Consider the following 19918-nt stretch of genomic DNA (forward strand, 5'->3'; position numbering starts at 1 on the left):
TTAAAAACTGTCACTTGTTTGCTTTAAAGAGCATAAGAAAACTTTTAAATCTGGAAAATTTTCCCATTCAATACTTATCTCAATAAATAATTTTATTAATCATCCTTTTTATCTGACATGAGCATGCACATGCAGATTTTTGTCAGTGGCGCTGACACTGATCCGGGAAAAATTGCTGACATCCGCTGCATCTTTAATTTCGATAATTCGCATTATGTTGTATTGCAAGAATCACTCAGCCACGTAGCAAAACCAGCCGCAGCCCGCTCAGAACGGGCTGCGGCTGGACGACGAAATCTGGCAGTACCCCCCGTGCACGGCTGACGCTCAAATAGCGATCACAGCCTTTACAATACCGGGCCGGTGGCTAGCGCCACCATCCAGCCATTGTGTAGAAAAAACCCCAATCCTCAAATAAGGACACCTATTCCATGCCACTCCCGAACCGTCCCATTGCCTTCATACTCGCAGCCTCGAATCACGGCACGATGATCGTCAATCGTAACGACTACAACCTCACTAGCACTGGAGGTGCTTATGGGGTTGGCCATCAGATCCTGCACCATTCGAGCTTCGACGCGAATGAAGTGGGCTTCGTGCTTGCCCTGCTCACCCGTCGCCGGGAATATTTCGGCGACGGCGTTTTTGCGATCGATGGCGGCGCCAACATTGGCGTGCATACGATCGAATGGGCTCGGCATATGTATGGCTGGGGTCAGGTGCTCAGCTTCGAAGCCCAGGAAATCGTCTATTACGCACTAGCGGGAAACATCGCCATCAACAATTGCCTGAATGCGCGTGCGAAGCTCGCTGCACTTGGCGAGCAGCGCGGCGAGTTAATCATTCCACAGCCAGATTATTTCGCTCACGCCAGTTTCGGCAGCCTTGAATTACGCCAGCAAGAAGGCACCGAATATATCGGCCAGCGTATCTCCTACGATCCTTCAAGTGGCGTAACCGTGCCGCTGGTAAGCATTGATTCGCTTGAATTGGCACGTGCCGATCTCATCAAGCTCGATGTCGAAGGCATGGAAGTTGAGGTGCTGCGCGGAGCCCGCAAGACCCTGAAAAATCTCAAACCAATCCTGACCATCGAAATTCTCAAATCTGACCAGGCCGTCATCAAAGGATTGCTCGATGAGCTGGGATACCGCTATTTCCCGGCTGGAATTAATCTCATCGCGGTTCACACGGAAGATCCGGTGTTGCAGCACCTCAGTCATATTGATGGCATGACGTACATAAGCTGAACCAGCGTCTTCACGCGCAGGCCAACAACAAGCCCTCGTCTGTTTCACCTTCAATTTTTCCGAACTACCTAGCCCGCGCCAAAAGGCTAGTCAATGTGGCAATGCTTAACCCGGCAGATAACATGACTATTGAAGAACTGGAACAGCAATTGCTGGTCGCATGCACATGCGCTGAGAACGATCCATCCAATCTGGAGATCATGCGCGAAGTCTGCGAAATATTGCTCGCGCTCAAACGCGAAGATGAACTCCTTGCGTGGACCAAACGAGCGCTGGCTCTCAATCCCAGCGAGGCTTATTTTTTATCTTTGACAATTTTTGCCCTGAATCTGTCGGGGCAACATGCCGAGGCGGCCGACATATTGCTGCATAGTCCGTGGATGCAGAGCGACCCGGTACGTTGCCGGTTGCAGCTAGGCTACAGCCTGATGATGGCGGGCGATCTCGCAGCAGCGATTCCGTTGCTGGACGAGGTGCTAAGCATGACGATGGACGCGAGCTCCGTAAAGATTCGTACGGAGGCAGAACACCTGGTGGGTGAGGCAATGCTCAAGGCAGGTGATCCGCGTGGTTTTGCGCACTGGTTGATGCGCAACGTATCGGGCTCAGCGGGCAATTACCTGGCGCCAGGAATCCCGATGTGGGCGGGGGAAACTGACCTGCATGGGCAGCGTGTGTTGATTACTCATCAGCTTGGTTTCGGCGACAACTTCCTGCTGGCAGCCTGTCTGGCCGACTGGCGGGCCGCGGGAGCGAGCCTGATGATGACTTGCGACGCGCAAATTCATGCACTCATGCAAGCATCGCTGCCCGATTGCGAAATCGTGAGCGCAGCGCGTCCGATGCAATTGAGCACTGCATTACCTGACGCTGTGCAAGCACGCGTTGACGCATTTGCGCCGCACCTGCAGGCAACGTTGCTTCATCTGCCACTGCTGAAGGCAAAGCAAGCGGGTGCCGGATACCGTTTTCAGGCGTATCTGCAAGCCCCGCTTGCGAAGCAGAAACTGGCAAAAGAGTGGGCGCAGCAACTGCGCCTGCAACATCCCGGCAAGAAACTGGTCGGTCTGTTCTGGGACTGCCTCCAGCGCCATGAATTCGAAGCGAGCAGCGAGGCGCGCTGCTGGGCCAAGCGCCGCAGCATGCCGGTCACGGCAGTTGACCGGATCGTGACAGATCCGGCAGTGGCCGGACGAATCCATTTTGTGAACCTGCAGCATCCATTGATCGAAACATTAGCGGGCATACCGGTAGGCAACGTCAGCCGCTGCTTGTCCGACATCTCTCTTTTCGACGATACAGCCGCTTGCATCGGAGAGCTGGACGCGGTGCTTGCGGTGGATGCGTCCATCTCTAATCTGGCGGCGATGATGGGCAAGCCCACGTGTGTGCTGGTGAATACATCCAGTGACTGGCGCTGGGGTATTCGGGGAGACACGACCTCGTGGATTGAAAACGCAACCGTGCTGCGGCAAACACACGAAGGCAACTGGGATCCGGTTGTGCAAGAAGCGGTGGCATGGCTCATCGCTCCCGCAATTCAATCAGCATGACGAATAACCAGGCAACGCGTAATGCTGGTTAGGGGGCTATCTCGCGCGGCTTCTCTGGCTGGTGGTCAGCCTCTAGTGATCATCTGATCTTGTGGCGGTGGCTATCCCTGGTACGAGGGTGACCGGGTAACGCTTTGCGCGGCGTATGCATAAGCGCCTGCGCAAGCGTCAGGGGTTTTCACGATCATTGCAGGCGTAGCCCGCACCTCTCTGGCAAGCATCACTAAACCTGCAATGAACAGGACAGCGCCTAGCACCGCTGCAACGATCCAGTTCAGGATGCGGGCACGTTTTGGTTTCTGCATGTGATTGTCTCCGGTGAAAGTGGCCATGCATTTAGCATGAAAAACTCTCGCCGAAGCAATAGAGTACGGAATCCAAACAGATTGATGAAATTGCAGCGCCGCATATCCCCTGCATCACACGCCTCCCCTCACGGCCAAGCCTGTAAAGGCATAGCGCAGGCACAGCATGATTTCGCGCGAAGGCTGATAGCAGACAGCCATTTGACTAGCGCAGATAAAACCATGGCCAGTGCGATGAGATTTGAAACGCGCGCTTAGATGGGTGAACGCCTGACGTGGGCAACTGCTTTTTACATGTCAGAGCATGTTCATGTCAGACATTGCGGTAAAGCCGGTGATGCCGGTAATGAATAGACGTGGTGTTACTGGTCTTCTTCGTCGTCGAGATAGTGGCCGAAGCGAACTTGCTTGGTCCGGATGTAGTGCTCGTTTTGCGAACGGGTTGGAATCGCCAGCGCCACTCGTTCACACACTGGAATACCGTGCCGCGCCAGCGTATCGAATTTATCGGGGTTATTGCTCATCAGGCGGACTGAGGTGACGTTGAGCATGCGCAAAATGGCGGCGGCCGAATCATATTCGCGTGAATCGTCGGGCAAGCCGAGTTCGAGATTGGCATCAACCGTATCGCGGCCCTGCTCTTGCAGCGCATACGCGCGAATCTTGTTGCTCAGCCCAATGCCCCGCCCTTCGTGTCCCCGCAGATAAAGCAACACACCACAGCCTTCAGCAGCGATATAACGCAGCGCCAGATCAAGCTGCTCGCCGCAATCACAGCGGTATGAGCCAAAGACGTCACCCGTCAGACATTCCGAATGCAGCCGCGTCAGCACAGAGTTGCGCTGTGCGACATCGCCCATCACCAGCACCAGATGTTCCGCCCCGCTATCCCCCACCCGAAACACATAAGACGTGAACGTCCCATACCGTGTGGGCAACTGTGCAGTCGCATCAAGGACAACGCATTCGTGGTGCGACGCCTCGGAGTCGGACGGCGAATCGGGAAGACTGGGCATGGTACGGGACATAAAAACGGGAAGAACCCCGCAGCAGCGATAGAGCATTGCAGGGACAGAATACAGGCCGTGAGTCTAGCGCTAATCGGCTTTAGACGTCTGAAACGGCCTCACGGACTTAACCGGATCGCCGCCACCGGTGCATGCCGCTCTATACTGAAACTAGCCAGCCCGTCACCAGGAGTTAAAACCGCGGCCTGCCAGTCACCAGTTTGCGGCACTGCCACAGCAGTGCCCACTGCTATAGGGAGCTTATTAATGACAAGCGTTGCGCAAGTTTTGAAATCAAAACCCGATGCCGCCACCGTCTACACCATTGCTGCGTCAGATTCCGTGTTTGACGCAGTCAAATTAATGGCGGAAAAACAGATTGGCGCGCTGGTCGTGATCGAGAACGAGGCGATCGTCGGCATCATCACTGAGCGCGATTACGCCCGCAAAGTGGTGCTGCTTGACCGTGCATCCAAGGTCACTGCGGTGCGCGACATCATGAGCCGGGCGGTACGCTTTGTACGGCTGGATGAAACCACCGAGGATTGCATGGCGCTCATGACCGAGCGGCGCATGCGCCATCTGCCGGTGATTGACCAGGACCGGCTGGTCGGGATGGTGTCCATTGGGGATCTGGTCAAGAACATCATTGCCGAGCAGCAATTCACGATTCAGCAGCTTGAGCACTACATCACCGGCGAGCGGCCCTGAATGGCACCAATGATTCAGCCACGACCCGATGAAGCCGGCCTGGCAGGCTAGCCGGCAAAACCTACCTGCTGGCAGGAAGCGAAACGGCTGAAAGCCACCTTGCGGTGCCGGAGGCTTTCTGTTCCTGCTACTGCCACTGCTCCTGAGACGGATTGAGTGCGCCACAACCGTGGCTGCTGGCGCACTCACCGCATTGCACGATGCCTACATCTTGATAGCGGCGCAGCACCCACGCGCTTAATGACCGAAATAAATCCCATGCTCTGGCGCTACCGTCGTCGTTGCCATACCCGATTGAGAGGTGCCGCTTACCGGTGCACCGTAACCGCTGGTATCCGCATTTGCCTGCATCTGGCCAGATGACTGGATGCGCTGGCTAGCAGCCTGAAGCTGGGCTGGATAGGTAGTGTTGTCGTGGCTGCCCGCCGGGTTATAGCCCGCCTTTTGCAACTGCACCAGTTCTGCGCGAACCTGTTCACGCGTAAGCGGCTGGTTAGTCTGGGCCAGTGCGGCAAGCGGTGTAGCGAGAACAGTGGCAACAACCACAGCGTGAAGAAGTGCTTTCATGATGATCTACCTCCAAGGATTGTTTTTGCCTGGCTTGCGGCACCGTGCCGGAAGCGAGTGACTGGAGTGTAGTCAGCAGGATTAGCCGGAAAAACCCAAGGTTCACAGAAACATAATTTCAAAAATTGAATTAATAAGAAAAATTTCGTGGAATATAAACAGGGTAACTCTTGTAAATCGCAACAATTGAAACCCATTTGCGAAACAATCCCAATTCCGCTTATCCAGGCAATGAAGCAGCGAACAACGCAAACAAGCCCCCCACGCTATCTGCCGCGGCCAGCTTTTCTAGCGTTCAAATTGCCGCCGTAATTCCCGGGCAATGACAATCTGCTGAATCTGCGTGGTTCCTTCGTAAATCCGGAACAGACGCACATCACGATAAAAACGCTCGATGCCGTACTCGGTCATATACCCCGCTCCGCCAAAAATCTGCACCGCGCGATCAGCCACGCGGCCGCACATTTCAGTGGCGAACATCTTGGCGCACGACGCCTCGCTGGTGGTTCGCTGTCCGGCATCGCGGCGTCTGGCAGCATCAAGGATCATGCAGCGCGCGGCGTAGATATCGGCCTGACTATCGGCCAGCATCGCTTGAATCAGTTCGAAATCAATAATCGGCCGGCCAAACTGCTTGCGCTCCAGCGCATAGCGCACGGCGTCGGCCAGCATGCGTTCGGCCGCGCCAGTGGCAACCGCAGCGATATGCAATCGTCCTTTGTCGAGCACCTTCATCGCGGTGCGAAAGCCCACCCCTTCCTTGCCACCGATCAAGGCCGTCAGGGGCACACGGCACTGGTCGAAAATCACATCACACGTGTGCGCGCCCTTTTGTCCCATCTTGCCGTCGATCTTGCCCAATGACAGCCCCGGCGTGCCCGCTTCGATCACGAAAGCGGAGATCGCGTCCGCGCCCTTGCCCGCTGGATCGGTGCGCGCCATGACGGTGAACAAGCCCGCCTCGGGCGCGTTCGTGATGAAGCGTTTGGTGCCATTCAGCACGTAATGCTCGCCGTCGCGTAACGCCGTGGTGCGCAACGCTGCCGCGTCGGAGCCAGCCTCAGGCTCGGTCAGGCAAAACGAGCCGATCAGCTCGCCGGATGCCAGGCGTGGCAGATACTTCGCCTTTTGCTCCGGCGTGCCATCGAGCACAAGGCCGGTCGAGCCAATGCCGTTATTGCTCCCGATTGCTGAACGAAATGCCGGCGAGGTCTGGCCCAGCTCGAACGCAGCCAGCACCTCTTCTTCCATCGTCAGGCCCAAGCCACCGTATTCTTCCGGCAAACACAGACCAAAGAGGCCAAGGTCTTTCATCTCTTGCAGCAGCGCGGGCGGAATCTGGTCAGTTTCGGCCACCAGCGCTTCATTTGGCACGAGGCGTTCGCGCACAAAGCGCGTGATGCTGTCTAGCTGCAGGTTTAGCGTTTCTTCGCAACGGATCACGGAGGGCCTTCCTGGAGGTTGGGTCGATTGGGTTTTTGCTGGAGCGCTTGCTGGAGCGAATAACGGCGGGCGCATCGGCACAGCACGTGAGGATACCGTTCAGATAGCGCGCATGCTCCGTGATGGCGTCAGCAGCCGGATTACCTGAGCGGCTAGTGCTCGAAGCGCTCGAACCCGTGCGCGTGCGCGTGTTTCTCCCGCCGCTTTATCCCGGCCACAGCGGGCGACGCGGTGGCCTGTCATCTGGCACTTAGCGTTCCCGAAGCCCCTCGCGTCTGCGAGAATACGCACCGGCGTGCAGTTAGCGCTTTTTTTCATTGCCTTGATCTCACAGGAAAACTGCCGCATGACTACGACTTCAACTGTGTTGGCGCGCTGGACCATCTGGGTGCCTGTTGCCGCCTGGATCGTGCTCGGCGCAGCCTTCGTCCTACCCGGACAAGGGGGCCTGCTGCTCGCGCTGATTGGTGCGTCTCTGGCGGGCTCGGTCTTCGCCGCCGTGCACCATGCCGAAGTTGTCGCACACCGCGTCGGCGAGCCGTTCGGCACGCTGGTACTGGCAGTCGCTGTCACCGTGATTGAAGTTGCGCTGATCGTTTCAGTGATGCTGACCGCTGGCCCAGAAAAAGCCGGGCTGGCCCGTGACACCGTCTTCGCCGCCGTGATGATCGTGTGTAACGGCATCGTCGGTATTTGCCTGCTGGTGGGCGGTTTGCGCCATCTTGAGCAGGGCTTCCAGATTCGCGGTGCCAACGCCGCACTCGCAGTGCTCGCTTCGCTATCGGTCCTGACGCTGGTCATGCCGAACTACACCACCACCCATGCGGGGCCGGTGCTGTCGTCTTCGCAACTGGCCTTTGCTGGAATTTCCTCGCTCGTGCTGTATTGCGTTTTTGTGTTTGTCCAGACGGTGCGCCATCGGGATTATTTTCTTGCCGCCGTCGCTGATGAAGATGTTCACGCTGAACCGCCCAGCGTCACCGTCGCGCTGGTCAGTGGCGTGCTTCTGGTGATTTGCCTCGTCGCGGTGGTGCTGCTGGCCAAACTGCTTTCGCCTGCCGTCGAAGCGGCCATGCGCGATGCCGGGGCTCCCGCCTCCGCTGTCGGGATCGTGATTGCGGCGCTGGTGCTGCTGCCTGAGGGCGTCGCCGCCGTGCGCGCGGCGCGTGCCGATCGCTTGCAAAACAGCTTGAATCTTGCGCTGGGCTCAGCGCTTGCCAGTATCGGCTTGACCATTCCAACCGTCGCCGTGGTGTTTCTCTGGACCGAGCGGCCGCTCGTGCTGGGCATCGACGGCAAAGAAACCGTGCTGCTGGTGCTGACTTTGCTAGTGGGCACACTCACCCTTGGCACAGGCCGCACCACGATCTTGCAAGGCGCGGTTCATCTATCGCTCTTCGCGGCTTATCTATTTCTTTCGTTCGCGCCTTGATGGCATGCGATGACGATTTTTGTGCGGGTATGAGCGGTGTTTTCAGCGCTGCTCATACCCGCTGCTTTATCTCTGAAGGAGTGAAACCATGAACGAACAACGCGCTATCCAGTTTCTCAATGAGGTACGCAAGCCTCTGCTGGTTTTGCATAAGGCCATTCTCGATCACGAACGCGCGGCCCATGAACGGGAGTTCGGCCCGGTTACCCCTGCCGCGTTTTTGCAGGCCTTGATTAATGGCTCGGGCTTTCGCTGGCTGACGCCATTTTCGAGCGTGATCGCCAATGTCGACGAAACCCTCGACGACAAAAAAGCCAGCCCCGAAGACCGGCTCGCTTCCGTCGATGCGGTCCGCCGCCTGTTTGCTACCACGCCAGCCGACAATCCGTTTATCGAGCGTTATCAAGCGTTGTTGCAGGAAAGCCCCGCGATTCTTCACGCACATAGCGTGGTCGCGCAGATCCTGCGCGGCATCGAGACCGCATAAGGCAGCAGTCACGGTGCGCGGGTTCGCCATGCCAAATGCTGCTGGCTCCCGAATCCGCTCACCGTTGGCTCGCGCGTAATTTGTCAGAACACCAGAAATTCACCTCAGAATCAGCTGACCATCAGCCAGATATCCAGCTGAATTAGCCAAAAACGCGTGATTTTTGCGTCTTTTTGTCACACCGGCGAGTCAAAAACACACAACAAACCAGCGGTGAGCTTCATTGCAACGGTGAGGCTTTACGGGAATCCGCCGCATAACGCTGCGTTCAATGCCGTGCTCAGTGATGGGCCACCCCAGCCACCGGGTAAAACAGCCCATCACTCAAGTGTGCGAAAATTCGCGGTTTGGCCCAGACCAGCATCGCCGGTCATGCCACACGGCTCACTGGCCTTAGCGGTAGTTCTGCCTTAGCGGTAGTCGCGGTAGTCCTGCTCAATCAGTTCGCCGCTTATCCCCCGTCCTGCGCTTATCCAAAGCTCACGCCGATCATCCCGGCGCACACAGTGATTTGCTCAAACGGCCCAGTCAACCAGCGTGATACGCCTGCACTGGCGCACTTTATTGATCCGTTATGCATAAAATGCAATCCCGCTTCGTTGAACTCGATTTTTTCCGCGGGCTGGTTCTTCTCATCATCGTGGTCGATCACATTGGCGGCAGCATTCTGTCGCGCATCACGCTGCACGCGTATGCGCTGTGCGATGCGGCTGAGGTCTTTGTTTTTCTTGGCGGCTTTGCTACAGCCACGGCCTATGCCGCGCTGACGCAACGGCACAGCGAGAGCGCTGCCCAACAGCGTTTCTTACGCCGGGCGCTCGAAATTTACCGGGCCTTTCTGGTAACTGCCGGGTTAATGCTGCTGGTCAGCGCTGCGCTGATCGCCTTTAGCATCGACGCCCCCAATCTCACTACCACCGATCTGACCGATCTCGCCACCTCGCCCGCTGCGGTGCTGCGCGACATTCTGCTGTTTCGCCGTCAGCCTTATCTGGCATCGGTGCTACCGATGTACGCTGCTTTCGCACTGATGGTGCCGGTGCTCCTGCCGCTGGCCCGCAACCGTCCGTGGCTGCTTGTCGCGGGCAGTATCGCGTTGTGGGCTGTCGCGCCCTTCCTCTACGCCTATTTGCCCACCGCTTCGGGCACACACTGGGATTTCAACCCGCTTGCGTGGCAGTTGCTGTTTGTACTGGGAATCATCGCGCGCTGCCAGCCGGTGTACCCGTCCCTGAGCGCAGCGCGCCATGGCTGGCTGCTGAGCGGACTGGCACTGGCAATCGTGGTGGCCGCCGCCAGCTACAAGCTGTTCCTCGAACAAGGGGTGCCTGAGAGCAGCCTGAAACAAAACCTGGCGTGGCTGCGCGTCGTCAATTTTCTGGCCATCGCGTGGCTGCTAGCCCATCTGATCCGCTTTGGCTGGATCAGCCGTCTCGCCCGCTGGCTACCGTGGGTCGGGTTGATCGGCCGTAAAAGCCTGCTGTGTTTTATTGCGGGCGCGGTGATTTCGCTGGTGGTGGATTCGCTGCTTCACACGGCCACTCGCGGTTATCTGAATCTGCCGCTCGGCCTGGTGGCCGATGCGATTGCAGTCGGCGCACTGGTGCTGGTAGCCAGCGCCGCTGAGCCCATGAAACGGCTTTTTTCGCTGCACGTTAAAACCTCGGGCTAACTCACGCGATGCCTTCAACTTTTCAGCACCTGACTACGGTTAGCAAGGCGGGCTTCATGCGGCGGTTGTATCTCGGCCGGCACCGGCGGCGGTTCGGGCAGGTCGGGCGGATCAGGTTATGGCGGCGGCTTCTTCTGGCGCTGCTCACAGGCTCACTTAGTGCCTCCGCGCTGGCGGGCAACGTGCTCAACCGCACGTTTCATTCAGCCGCACTGGGACGGAACTGGGCTTACACGGTTTATCTGCCGGATGGTTATTCCGCCCTGACTTCCGCCGATAACCCGCGTTATCCGGTGCTGTACCTGTTACATGGCAATAACGGCAATGCCAACGACTGGATCACCCAGGGGCATCTGCAAACCACGGCTGATGCGTTGATCAAGCGTAAAGAAATCACGCCCGTGGTAATCGTGATGCCGCAAGGCGGCACTGACTGGTACGTTGATCGCAAGGAGCCAATCGAAACAGCCTTCTTCGAAGATTTGCTGCCAGAAATTGAAACCCATTACGCCGTTTCAACTGAACGCAGCGGGCGGGCGATTGGCGGGGTATCCATGGGGGGGTTCGGTGCGCTGAGGTATGCGCTGAGCCATCCGGCTTATTTTTGCGGTGCGCTGTTGTTGAGCCCCGCGATCTATGCCAACGAACCTCCGCTCGATTCTTCAGCACGCCGGGTGGGCGTGTTTGGCGAGCCGCAATTTGATCCGCGCATCTGGCATGCGCTGAATTATCCGGCGCTCTGGACGCGCTATATGAGCAAACCGTATCGCCTGCCGATATTCGTCGCTTCGGGTGACGACGATCTGGCAATCCAGGCCGAAGCCTCCGTGTTGTATACCCATCTGCGTCAGGCTGGCAATCCGGCCTCGCTCAGAATTATTGATGGCGCGCATACGTGGGAGGTCTGGAGCACGCTGCTGCCGGGAGCGCTGCGCTATACGCTGGGGTGCCTCAAACCGCCACTGCGTGATTAACCCGTTGCCCGGGTGTATCGCATCTGCAGCCTGAGATGACCTAACGCACCCATTCAGTCCAAAGCATCATCAGCACCGTCATCAATGCGGGGCCAATAAAAAGTCCCAGCAAGCCGAAGGTCTGCGCCCCGCCAAGAATGCCAAACAACACCAGCAGGAACGGCAATCGCGCCGAATTGCCAATCAGCACAGGCCGGACAAAATGTTCGGCAATAAACACCACAACAAAACCAAACACCGCGACCGCGATCGCACTGCCTGGCGAATCATTCAGGAACAACCAGAGTGCCGCACCACAAAACGTGATTGGGGCACAGAACGGCAGCATCGCGGCAATCGCTGTCATCAGGCCCAGTAACGCTGGATGCGGCACGCCCGCCAGCATATAAGCCACGCCCAGCAATGCGCCCTCGCCCAAGCCCACGACGACCAGCCCCGACACCGTGCCCCGCACTGCCGCGGCCATCTGCTCGACTAGTTTCGCCCCATCATGGCCAAACGCCCGGCGCGCACCCCTGAGTAACGCGCCGGACAAACGCGGACCGGCCTGAAAAATCATGAACAGCGTGAGCAGCATAAAACCGAACAACATCAAGCCATGGACTGCGCGCATGCCGAAATGACCGCCAAAGGTCATCACCGCACCGCTGTGCAAGCCTTTCATGGCGGCGGATTCGCGCAATGGCTGCGCCAGATTGGCTTGCCACCACGCGCCAACCGACTGCGCACCAAATGGCAAATGCCCAATCACCTCAGGAACCGGAATGCCGTTTTCCTGGATCGTTCTGAACCAGATCATCAGGTCATGCGCTTCGCTGGCCGCCTGGGCAATCACGACACCAACCGGCAGCAGCACCAGCAACAGCATCGCCAGCGTGAGGCAACTGGCAATCAGCGTCGTCCGCCCTCTGAACCAGGCCAGCCCTTCGATCAGGCGCAGTAGCGGCCATAACGCAATCGAGATCACAGCGGCCCATGCGACGGCACGAATAAAGTCGCGCACGACCCACAAGGCCAGCAGCACCAGCGCGATATATAAAACCGCCAGCGCGGCATGCTGCATTTTTCGCCGGTTTGGCGAATTTGGCTCTTGCGGTAACGCAGGCAAGCGGAAGCTCATATGACCTCGGAGAGATAGGTGCCCAAGCCCAATGGCGGACCGGCCGAGCTGTAATGTATGGCGGAATATGACTGGAAAATGCGCCATTTTAATAGAATTGCCTGCGCCAAAATCCATATGAACAACCCGCAAGAACATCAGCCGCAACTGATGTGGCGATTTTTTGTCAAAAAATGTTTTGTTGCATAAATCTAGTTAATCTCGAAAAAACACTTTAAACCCGCATAGATATAATGCGGTTTCGCTATCCAAATTGATTATTGCCATTTCCGGAACGCTGTTTCCCCTGATCTGCAATGGTGTAAAAGCCGAGGTAAGGCTACATTGCGCCACACCCAACCGATGGAGCTGACGATGAATGCCAACGCGTCCTTACCCCTAAATGGCACCGACGGTGTGCGCATCGAGATTCTGGAGCGCTCGGATACAGCGCTTGTCATACGCTGGGTAGAACCCGGCCGCTGCCATTATGGCGAGCAACGCTGGCGCCGGCGTTCGGCGCATAAATCAGGGACATGCGCGGTATCGCGCCAGAAAATCCGCCGTGGAGATGCGGTATTCAAACCTGCTGAGCGCCCCGCTCCATCTAATGCCACCGCGATGATTTCAGCCGAAATCATTAACAACCTCGCACTCGATACCTAAGCACCCTCCTCTACATCCGTCGTGGCACCGTAGGTGCCCTCCTGATTTTTTTGACGGCTGGTGGCGAAACTCCTGGTATGCTCCAGCCCCCGGAATAAATTTGCTCATAGGAGAAAACGATGGCCACTGCTGTAATGATCAAGCACCCCCAGTCTGGAGTTGTACGCAAAGGTTATTTTGGTTTCAGCTGGACTTATTTGTTTTTTGGTTTTCTGGTCCCTTTTTTTCGCGGCGAACTGATGGTCGCCGCGCTTCATTTACTGTTCACGGTGGTGACCTGCGGCCTGTGGCAGTTGGTGGTCGCGTTTCTGTATAACCGGCAATACATGACGCGGATGCTGGTAGATAAAGGATATGTACTGGCCGATGACGAACAGAGAAATGCCCAGGCCCGCAAAGCCCTGAATATCGTGGCATAGGCATCATGGTTTAAGTGTTGTGGCTTGTTGCCAAGTCAAGCTCAACGCCCAAATCAAACCAGAGGTGACGCAGCGGCGGCTGCGCCACCTCTTTTTATTTGCTAGCGTGCCTTCGCTCCAACCGCTCGCTCCAGCACCCGAATACGGGACAGCAGTTCGTCACGGTCGATATAGCAGCCTTGCAGGTGACGTGCGCCAGTTTGCGGATCGAATTCGGTACGTGCATGCAGCACCCGGCGGTTATCAAACGCCCACATCTCGCCCGCAGCCAACCTGCGTTGCACCCGAAAGCGCGGGTCACGCCCAAGCTGGATAAAACGCCGGTATGCGTGATAAATCTCGGGCATAAGCTCAGATCTCGCGCTGACTGGCCCACGCAAAAAATTCGCGTGACGTACTTCACTCACTTCGCCAGCGCCATCTAGCGCAATCACGGGAGCCGAAGCACGGTAATCACTGGTCGCACTCTTGTTCCAGAACTCGAATGGCACGGAAGTCAGCGTGGCGAACACCTCTGGTTCGTGCTGCCGCAAATGAGCGGCCAGCGCAAAGCCATCAATAAAAATGCTGTCGCCGCCTGATGCCTCGTTGATGAGGCAATGCAAAAACTGCAGACCCGGCTGCAATTCACGCGTGGGTAAATCCGTGTGCGGCGGCAGATTGATCGAGGTGTACGCGTTGCTATCGGGCGTAGGTTTGGACACCACGTCGAACAGCACGCCAAAGTTGCTCTCGCGGATAAACGAAATACGCTGTGCGACCTCGGCCACCGTGTCAGGCGTGGAGGGCACGCCCCGCAGCAAGGTCAGGCCAGTGCGGCGCAGCGCGACGAGCCATGCCAGCAGCGCCGTGTCGTCATGACGAATCTCGTGCCAGTCGAAAGCGGTCAGCGCCGCGCCATATTCGGAGCACCACGGCTGGACCTGGTCGCCGCCACGCCGTTCAGCCCGGGAGGTTTCGTCGTACGCATGCGCTCGCAGCCAGCCTGGACCATAGACACTACGGTGCCCATCCGTCCATTGCGTGTTCAGTGCGCCGTTATGGTCGATGGATGCCGCCTGAATGCGGAGATCGTCGGGCATGTCAGCAATCTCAAACACCTGCTCGCGCGTGAGCGGATGAACGCACTGGCTGCACGCGCAGTTGTCGCGCAGCCAGGCGAAATGAAACAGCGACACGCGCCGGTCGCTCCACGTGAGCGTCACGGCATCCTGAGCAATTACCGCGTCATCTAGCGAAACGTGCGTCGTAAATGCGCGCCAGTCTTCGATCATCGGTTCAGCAAGTTGCATGGCCAGTCTCCTTGTGGCAGATGGATCAGGTGGCAGCAGATGGTGCATGTGCAGCCAGGTTTTCATGCTGAGGCACCGCCATCACCGCAGCAGGTGAACGTGCGGCAACGTCGATCTCACGTAAAAAACGGCACACGTTGCCGTGCAGCCGCTGCACCCCTGGGCTCGTCTGCAGCGCACGCCAGCAGCCATGCACCAGCCCTTCGCCCAGCCACGCCTCAGCTTGTCCGCCTGCCGCCTGGATGCGCTGGGCAAATACCAGCGCATCGTCACGCAACGGGTCGTGTTCGACGCCTATCGCCAGCGTGGCAGGCAAGTTGCTGAGGTCGGTGGTGTCCAGGGGGGTCGCCCATGCGGGTGGCCATGTATCGCCCCAGTAGTACCGGCGAAAGGCGTAGACATCGGCGAGCGTGAGCAACGGTGCATGCGCTTCAGACTCACGCGCGGGCAATTGCGGCTCAGCGCCCAGCATCGGATAGATCAAAGCGAGGCCTTGCACCCCGCCGTATCCCAGGTCCCGCAATTGCAGCGCGACGCTCGCGGCCAGCGTGCCACCTGCGCTATCGCCCGCCAGTTGCAGCGAGGCGTGCAGCGGCGGCACCAATGACAAGCGGCCATCGAGTGCGGCCAGCGTAATTTCAACGCAGTCTTCGTGCGCGGCGGGTGCCGGGTGTTCAGGTGCGAGACGGTAAGCAACGGCGACGATGCATAAGCCCGTGTCCGCTGCCAGACGGGCGGTGATGAACTGATGGCTCTCCAGCGAGCCAAGCACAAAACCACCGCCATGAAAGTACAGCACGACCCCGGTGGTATCAGTCGTATCGCCACGACGATACGCACGCAAGGCAATCTTGTGGCCAGCCTCGGCCGTGAATAACGCATCCTCAGCCCGCACCCCAGCGGGTAACGCTGAAGACGTCAGCGTGGCGCTCAGATGATCGTAGTGCTGGCGTTGCTGCGCCACCGGCAGCAACGCGGCATCGGCCGGATAAACCGCCGATGTCGCCGCAATAAATTCCACGATCTCAGGCTCAAGCATGACGGTGCTATCTCTCAGATTGGGATAAGTGCCCAGGTAAGTGACTGGGTAGCAACCTTATGTAAGACGCCAGGCGCGGCGTTTAGACAAGCTGCTTAGCTCACGCTGGATGCTTGACCAGTGACAGCAGCGGCGGCAAACCAATCTTCCGGCCAGCATAGGTGGCGGAGGCCTCTACCGCATGTGCCGCAGCTAGCTGCTGCACCTTCTCATACACATCTGGATCGAAAATCGCTGACTGAGCCGATTCGCTTTGACCATCAGCGCCCCGGGTCGCAACATGCAGCAGCATCTGCTCGCCTGCTGCGACCGGCTGCTCGTGGGTGTCAGCGAACATCTCAAGATAAATATGCAAACGCTTTTTGTCGTGGGCCAGCAGCCGTGTTTCAACTCGAACCCGTGCGCCCTGTTTAATCTCATCCAGGTAATTGATATGCGCCTCTAGCGTGTAGATCGAACGCTTACGCGTCTGGCGCGTCACTGCGTCAAGACCAATATGTTCGATAAGCGCATCGGTGGCGAAACTAAAAAGCAGCATGTAGTACGCATCGCGCAAGTGCCCGTTGTAGTCCACCCACTCGCTTGCAACAGTGTCGTGATAGTGCAGAAACGGTGAATCTGATTGCATGGGCACTCCTGGATAAAAGATCGGATTGGCTAGTGACGCACAACGCGCCATCGTGCCAGCGCACTAACCCGGCACAGTATCAGTCGCCGGCTTGCATCCCGTGACGTGCTTTGGTCTCTTCGATGGCCGTCAGCACGCTGGTAATGCAGTCGTCCCGATACCGCTCCAGTTCCTTGATCGTGCGTGGCCCAACCTGCTCAGCCGTCCCCTCTACCACACGGTTAATCAGTTCATCGGTCAACCGGGGCGCGACGAGCCGGGTCCATGGCAATTCGAGCGCCGGACCAAACTGCTGCATGAAATGTCGCATGCCAGCGTCACCCCCAGCGAGCGTATAGGTCAGAAACGTCCCCATAAACGACCAGCGAATGCCAGCACCGAAACGAATCGCGTCGTCTATTTCGCCCGTCGTAGCGACCCCATCGTTGACGAGATGCAACGCTTCACGCCACAGCGCTTCAAGCAGGCGATCCGCGATAAAACCCGGCACTTCTTTGCGGACATGCAACGGCCGCATATCCAGCGCGCGATAAATCTGCAACGCGGCCTCGATTGCAGCGGGTGCGGTCTGAGTGCCGCCCACCACCTCAACCAGCGGTAGCAGATAAACCGGGTTGAATGGATGCCCGACCAGGCACCGCCCCGGATGCAACGCCTGCGCATAAAAATCACTCGGTAACAAACCAGAGGTGGAGGACGCGATGATTGCCTCAGGTTTGGCCGCGTGACTGATCTGGTCGTGCAATGCGCGTTTTAGGGTTTCGCGCTCTGGTGCGCTTTCCTGGATGAAATCGGCATGCTCCACACACGCTTCAATCGTGCTGACAAAGCGCAGCCGGCTCGGGTCAGCACCCGGGGCCAACCCGACTCGTTCAAGGGCTGGCCACGCATTTGCGACGTTCGCGCGTAATTGCGCTTCAGCGCCTGGTGCCGGGTCCCACGCAACGACATCCAGCCCATGCGCCAGTGCCCGTGAGACCCAGCCACTACCGATTACACCCACGCCAATGGCAGCGAATGTTTTGAGATCGACGAGATACGCCATATCAGAGAGCCCTCAAATAGTCTTGAATGAGCCGATGTCTTGCAACGGACTGGCAATCAGCAATTAGCAATTAGCAATTAGCAGTTAGCGATGAGACATCAGCAGTCAGCCGGATCAATCAGGCGATTTGCTCAAGCACACGGCGCTCAAGCAAGCGTTTGCCCAGCACGGGCAAGCCCAGCTTCTGGCGGCCTTCGGCGGGCGTTAACACGCGGCCACCCAGACGCTCAATGATTTCGCGCGCACGTTGCACCAGCGTGCCGTTGGTTGCCGCAACGCCGCGATCAAGCCAGAGGTTGTCTTCCAGGCCCACACGCACATGGCCGCCAAGCAGCATCGCTTGCGCCACCATCGGCATTTGCATCCGGCCAATACCAAAGCCAGCCCATTGCGCGCCAGGCGGCAGGTTATCGGCCATCGCCTTCATCGTTGTTGTGTCAGCGGGAGCCCCCCAAGGGATGCCGAGGCAAATCTGAAACAACGGGGGGGCATCGAGCAGCCCTTCTTTGAGCATTTGTTTGGCAAACCATAGATGACCGGTATCGAAAATTTCCAGCTCAGGTTTGATTCCAAGTTCCTGAATACGCCTAGCGCCAGCCCGGAGTTGAGCGGGTGTGGAGACATAGATGTAGTCGCCATCGCCAAAATTGAGCGTGCCGCAATCCAGCGTGCAAATTTCTGGCAACAGCTCCTCGACATGCGCGAGGCGTGTCAGCCCCCCCACCAGATCGGTTCCGGCACCAAAGCGCATAGGGTCTTCGCCTGGCCCAATCTCAAGATCGCCGCCCATGCCAGCGGTGAGATTGATGATGACGTCGGTGTCTGATGAGCGAATGCGGTCTACGACTTCACGGTACAGGTTGGGATCACGGCTGCCACGCCCGGTTTTGGGGTCTCTTACGTGACAGTGTGCGACGGTCGCACCCGCTTTCGCCGCTTCGATCGCAGCGTCGGCAATCTGCCTGGGAGTCACCGGAATGGACGGATGTTTGCCTACCGTATCGCCTGCCCCAGTAACGGCGCAGGTCACGATCACTTCGTGGTTCATGTGTGCGAATTCCTGTTTCTGGTTGGTTTGAGTAAGTTGAGCCGTGGCAAATTTGCACAGCCAGGGCTAGGGGTCGCTATAGATAATTAAAGGCCGAGTTGACGCCTGACAGCAGGCAAGCCGTCCCCGCCGTCATACGTCTTCACGCCTGCCAGCCAGGCATCCAGAACCTGTGGATTGCTCTTCAGATAGGCGCGGGCGGCATCCGTGGGTTTTTGCCGTTTCATCACGGACTGCATCATGTGGTTTTCGATCTGCGTGGTGAATTTCAGATTGGCCAGCAGCTTGCCGACGTTAGGGCAACGCCCTGCATAGCCTTGGGACGTCAGCGTATAAACCCGCGCTTCACCATCGTTAGGGCCGAAAGCGTTATCGCTGCCGGAGAGGTATTTCATGTCGATCTGGAGATTCATCGGGTGTGGCTCCCAACCGAGAAACAAGACCCATTTTTTGTCGCGGATCGCACGATCGACCGTCACCAGCATCCCCGCCTCGCTCGATTCAACCAGCTTGAAACCGCCCAGACCAAACTGGTTGGTGGCAATCATTTTTTGAATGGCAGCGTTAGCGCTGCTGCCGGGTTCGATGCCGTAAATCTTGCCGTCGAGTTCAGTGCGATGCTTGGCGATATCGGCAAATGAGCGCAGGCCTGCCTGATACACATAGGCTGGCACTGCCAACGTGGCTTTAGCACCCGTTAGATTGGCTGGCTCCATCAGATGGATGGTTTTGGCTTCCAGAAATGGCGCAATGGCTTTTTCCTGAATGGGCCACCAGTAGCCCAGCGAGACGTCGATCTGGCGACTTTTGAGCCCGGCGAACGAGATAGGCACCGACACCAGCGTGCTGGTTGGCTTGTATCCAAGACCATCGAGAATGACCGATGCAATGGCGGTGGTCGATGTGATATCGGCCCAGCCAATATCAGCAAAGCGCACCGCCTGACAAGCAGCAGGCTCCTGGGCCATCGGGGCAGATACCCAGGACGACAACAGCGCACCACAAACCAGTTGGGCCTTGACGGAAAACTTCATTGCACCCCCTTCGAACACGTGAGGCAAAGCACAGCCTGCTGCTTTGCCGGCCTTGGCCGATCAGGATGCAGTCCTGACGACCCGGTTAACTGCTTGCTCAATCCGGCTGGCAGTGGGTCAAAGTTACAACCTCTGATCCCGTCTCACGCGACCATTAGCGACTCGTTCTTGCTTTAGGGCGACCACAAGGGAAAACCACCATTGCTTCTCTATCCTGGCGTAAGTCTTAGCCCGGATCACAGCCAAT

22 protein-coding genes are annotated in these 19918 nt (G+C 57.7%); 11 read left to right on the forward strand and 11 right to left on the reverse strand.

Going from position 1 to position 19918, the window contains the following annotated elements; translation table 11 throughout:
- Positions 1-129: 129 nt before the first annotated feature.
- The 3 genes from GH656_RS17935 to GH656_RS15825 all read left to right on the forward strand — a co-directional run bounded on the left by GH656_RS17935 (position 130) and on the right by GH656_RS15825 (position 2803).
- On the forward strand, positions 130-324 hold the full coding sequence (locus GH656_RS17935; protein ID WP_217352302.1) for a hypothetical protein: 195 nt from the start codon (positions 130-132) through the stop codon (positions 322-324).
- Between the two features lie 107 nt (positions 325-431).
- Positions 432-1250, forward strand: a complete 819-nt coding sequence (locus GH656_RS15820; RefSeq protein WP_153077006.1) for an FkbM family methyltransferase — start codon at positions 432-434, stop codon at positions 1248-1250.
- A gap of 122 nt (positions 1251-1372) precedes the next feature.
- Positions 1373-2803, forward strand: coding sequence for a tetratricopeptide repeat protein (locus GH656_RS15825; RefSeq protein WP_153077007.1), 1431 nt, complete (start codon positions 1373-1375; stop codon positions 2801-2803).
- Positions 2804-2904: 101 nt separating this feature from the next.
- Here GH656_RS15825 and GH656_RS15830 read toward each other — a convergent pair whose 3' ends face one another.
- Both GH656_RS15830 and ribA read right to left on the reverse strand, forming a co-directional pair.
- Positions 2905-3108 (reverse strand): hypothetical protein, encoded by a 204-nt coding sequence (locus tag GH656_RS15830; RefSeq protein ID WP_174769804.1) that lies wholly within the window; start codon positions 3106-3108, stop codon positions 2905-2907.
- Between the two features lie 362 nt (positions 3109-3470).
- Positions 3471-4124, reverse strand: coding sequence for a GTP cyclohydrolase II (gene ribA, locus GH656_RS15835; RefSeq protein ID WP_153077009.1), 654 nt, complete (start codon positions 4122-4124; stop codon positions 3471-3473).
- 258 nt (positions 4125-4382) lie between these two features.
- Between ribA and GH656_RS15840 the strand changes: the two genes are divergently transcribed.
- Positions 4383-4826, forward strand: a complete 444-nt coding sequence (locus GH656_RS15840; RefSeq protein ID WP_153077010.1) for a CBS domain-containing protein — start codon at positions 4383-4385, stop codon at positions 4824-4826.
- Between the two features lie 237 nt (positions 4827-5063).
- Here the strand turns inward: GH656_RS15840 and GH656_RS15845 are convergent, their stop codons facing one another.
- Together GH656_RS15845 and GH656_RS15850 are read right to left on the reverse strand one after the other, a co-directional pair.
- Complete coding sequence (locus GH656_RS15845; protein WP_153077011.1) at positions 5064-5393, reverse strand: DUF4148 domain-containing protein; 330 nt, start codon at positions 5391-5393, stop codon at positions 5064-5066.
- Positions 5394-5681: 288 nt separating this feature from the next.
- The gene (locus GH656_RS15850) at positions 5682-6836 is read right to left on the reverse strand and encodes an acyl-CoA dehydrogenase family protein (RefSeq protein WP_153077012.1); all 1155 of its coding nucleotides are present in this window, start codon (positions 6834-6836) and stop codon (positions 5682-5684) included.
- Between the two features lie 122 nt (positions 6837-6958).
- On the opposite strand from GH656_RS15850, the gene GH656_RS18195 reads away from it, so the two are divergent.
- The 5 genes from GH656_RS18195 (at position 6959) to GH656_RS15870 (ending at position 11401) form a co-directional block, all read left to right on the forward strand.
- Positions 6959-7090: a hypothetical protein gene (locus GH656_RS18195; RefSeq protein ID WP_281349675.1), complete on the forward strand. Its 132-nt coding sequence runs from the start codon at positions 6959-6961 to the stop codon at positions 7088-7090.
- Between the two features lie 92 nt (positions 7091-7182).
- A complete protein-coding gene (locus GH656_RS15855; RefSeq protein ID WP_153077013.1) occupies positions 7183-8268 on the forward strand; it encodes a calcium:cation antiporter in 1086 nt (361 codons plus the stop codon).
- A gap of 88 nt (positions 8269-8356) precedes the next feature.
- Complete coding sequence (locus GH656_RS15860) at positions 8357-8755, forward strand: hypothetical protein (protein WP_153077014.1); 399 nt, start codon at positions 8357-8359, stop codon at positions 8753-8755.
- A 574-nt stretch (positions 8756-9329) separates the two neighbouring features.
- Positions 9330-10427 carry an OpgC domain-containing protein gene (locus GH656_RS15865; protein WP_153077015.1) on the forward strand — a complete coding sequence of 366 codons (1098 nt, stop codon included), beginning with the start codon at positions 9330-9332 and terminating at the stop codon, positions 10425-10427.
- Positions 10428-10537: 110 nt separating this feature from the next.
- Positions 10538-11401 carry an alpha/beta hydrolase gene (locus tag GH656_RS15870; RefSeq protein WP_246184358.1) on the forward strand — a complete coding sequence of 288 codons (864 nt, stop codon included), beginning with the start codon at positions 10538-10540 and terminating at the stop codon, positions 11399-11401.
- Between the two features lie 40 nt (positions 11402-11441).
- Here the strand turns inward: GH656_RS15870 and GH656_RS15875 are convergent, their stop codons facing one another.
- On the reverse strand, positions 11442-12521 hold the full coding sequence (locus tag GH656_RS15875) for an AI-2E family transporter (protein WP_153077016.1): 1080 nt from the start codon (positions 12519-12521) through the stop codon (positions 11442-11444).
- Positions 12522-12875: 354 nt separating this feature from the next.
- Between GH656_RS15875 and GH656_RS15880 the strand changes: the two genes are divergently transcribed.
- Together GH656_RS15880 and GH656_RS15885 are read left to right on the forward strand one after the other, a co-directional pair.
- Positions 12876-13166, forward strand: coding sequence for a DUF3331 domain-containing protein (locus GH656_RS15880; protein ID WP_153077017.1), 291 nt, complete (start codon positions 12876-12878; stop codon positions 13164-13166).
- Positions 13167-13285: 119 nt separating this feature from the next.
- Positions 13286-13585 carry a hypothetical protein gene (locus GH656_RS15885; protein WP_153077018.1) on the forward strand — a complete coding sequence of 100 codons (300 nt, stop codon included), beginning with the start codon at positions 13286-13288 and terminating at the stop codon, positions 13583-13585.
- A 101-nt stretch (positions 13586-13686) separates the two neighbouring features.
- Here GH656_RS15885 and GH656_RS15890 read toward each other — a convergent pair whose 3' ends face one another.
- The 6 genes from GH656_RS15890 to GH656_RS15915 form a co-directional block, all read right to left on the reverse strand.
- A complete protein-coding gene (locus GH656_RS15890) occupies positions 13687-14877 on the reverse strand; it encodes a TauD/TfdA family dioxygenase (RefSeq protein ID WP_153077019.1) in 1191 nt (396 codons plus the stop codon).
- Positions 14878-14902: 25 nt separating this feature from the next.
- A complete protein-coding gene (locus tag GH656_RS15895) occupies positions 14903-15916 on the reverse strand; it encodes an alpha/beta hydrolase (protein ID WP_153077020.1) in 1014 nt (337 codons plus the stop codon).
- 100 nt (positions 15917-16016) lie between these two features.
- Positions 16017-16544 (reverse strand): thioesterase family protein, encoded by a 528-nt coding sequence (locus GH656_RS15900; protein ID WP_153077021.1) that lies wholly within the window; start codon positions 16542-16544, stop codon positions 16017-16019.
- 79 nt (positions 16545-16623) lie between these two features.
- Complete coding sequence (locus GH656_RS15905; RefSeq protein ID WP_153077022.1) at positions 16624-17589, reverse strand: L-carnitine dehydrogenase; 966 nt, start codon at positions 17587-17589, stop codon at positions 16624-16626.
- A 118-nt stretch (positions 17590-17707) separates the two neighbouring features.
- Entirely contained in the window at positions 17708-18637 is a 930-nt protein-coding gene (cdhC, locus tag GH656_RS15910; protein ID WP_153077023.1) for a 3-dehydrocarnitine:acetyl-CoA trimethylamine transferase CdhC, read from the reverse strand.
- Positions 18638-18723: 86 nt separating this feature from the next.
- Positions 18724-19671 (reverse strand): choline ABC transporter substrate-binding protein, encoded by a 948-nt coding sequence (locus GH656_RS15915; protein ID WP_153077024.1) that lies wholly within the window; start codon positions 19669-19671, stop codon positions 18724-18726.
- Between the last annotated feature and the right edge of the window lie 247 nt (positions 19672-19918).

It is taken from the genome of Paraburkholderia bonniea, assembly GCF_009455625.1.
Classification (GTDB): domain Bacteria; phylum Pseudomonadota; class Gammaproteobacteria; order Burkholderiales; family Burkholderiaceae; genus Paraburkholderia; species Paraburkholderia bonniea.

Coding starts and splice junctions, on each gene's coding strand:
- GH656_RS17935 (WP_217352302.1), top strand. CDS start 130: ATGCAGATTTTTGTCAGTGGCGCTGACACTGATCCGGGAAAAATTGCT.
- GH656_RS15820 (WP_153077006.1), top strand. CDS start 432: ATGCCACTCCCGAACCGTCCCATTGCCTTCATACTCGCAGCCTCGAAT.
- GH656_RS15825 (WP_153077007.1), top strand. CDS start 1,373: ATGACTATTGAAGAACTGGAACAGCAATTGCTGGTCGCATGCACATGC.
- GH656_RS15830 (WP_174769804.1), bottom strand. CDS start 3,108: ATGCAGAAACCAAAACGTGCCCGCATCCTGAACTGGATCGTTGCAGCG.
- ribA (WP_153077009.1), bottom strand. CDS start 4,124: ATGCCCAGTCTTCCCGATTCGCCGTCCGACTCCGAGGCGTCGCACCAC.
- GH656_RS15840 (WP_153077010.1), top strand. CDS start 4,383: ATGACAAGCGTTGCGCAAGTTTTGAAATCAAAACCCGATGCCGCCACC.
- GH656_RS15845 (WP_153077011.1), bottom strand. CDS start 5,393: ATGAAAGCACTTCTTCACGCTGTGGTTGTTGCCACTGTTCTCGCTACA.
- GH656_RS18195 (WP_281349675.1), top strand. CDS start 6,959: ATGGCGTCAGCAGCCGGATTACCTGAGCGGCTAGTGCTCGAAGCGCTC.
- GH656_RS15855 (WP_153077013.1), top strand. CDS start 7,183: ATGACTACGACTTCAACTGTGTTGGCGCGCTGGACCATCTGGGTGCCT.
- GH656_RS15860 (WP_153077014.1), top strand. CDS start 8,357: ATGAACGAACAACGCGCTATCCAGTTTCTCAATGAGGTACGCAAGCCT.
- GH656_RS15865 (WP_153077015.1), top strand. CDS start 9,330: ATGCATAAAATGCAATCCCGCTTCGTTGAACTCGATTTTTTCCGCGGG.
- GH656_RS15875 (WP_153077016.1), bottom strand. CDS start 12,521: ATGAGCTTCCGCTTGCCTGCGTTACCGCAAGAGCCAAATTCGCCAAAC.
- GH656_RS15880 (WP_153077017.1), top strand. CDS start 12,876: ATGAATGCCAACGCGTCCTTACCCCTAAATGGCACCGACGGTGTGCGC.
- GH656_RS15885 (WP_153077018.1), top strand. CDS start 13,286: ATGGCCACTGCTGTAATGATCAAGCACCCCCAGTCTGGAGTTGTACGC.
- GH656_RS15890 (WP_153077019.1), bottom strand. CDS start 14,877: ATGCAACTTGCTGAACCGATGATCGAAGACTGGCGCGCATTTACGACG.
- GH656_RS15895 (WP_153077020.1), bottom strand. CDS start 15,916: ATGCTTGAGCCTGAGATCGTGGAATTTATTGCGGCGACATCGGCGGTT.
- GH656_RS15900 (WP_153077021.1), bottom strand. CDS start 16,544: ATGCAATCAGATTCACCGTTTCTGCACTATCACGACACTGTTGCAAGC.
- GH656_RS15905 (WP_153077022.1), bottom strand. CDS start 17,589: ATGGCGTATCTCGTCGATCTCAAAACATTCGCTGCCATTGGCGTGGGT.
- cdhC (WP_153077023.1), bottom strand. CDS start 18,637: ATGAACCACGAAGTGATCGTGACCTGCGCCGTTACTGGGGCAGGCGAT.
- GH656_RS15915 (WP_153077024.1), bottom strand. CDS start 19,671: ATGAAGTTTTCCGTCAAGGCCCAACTGGTTTGTGGTGCGCTGTTGTCG.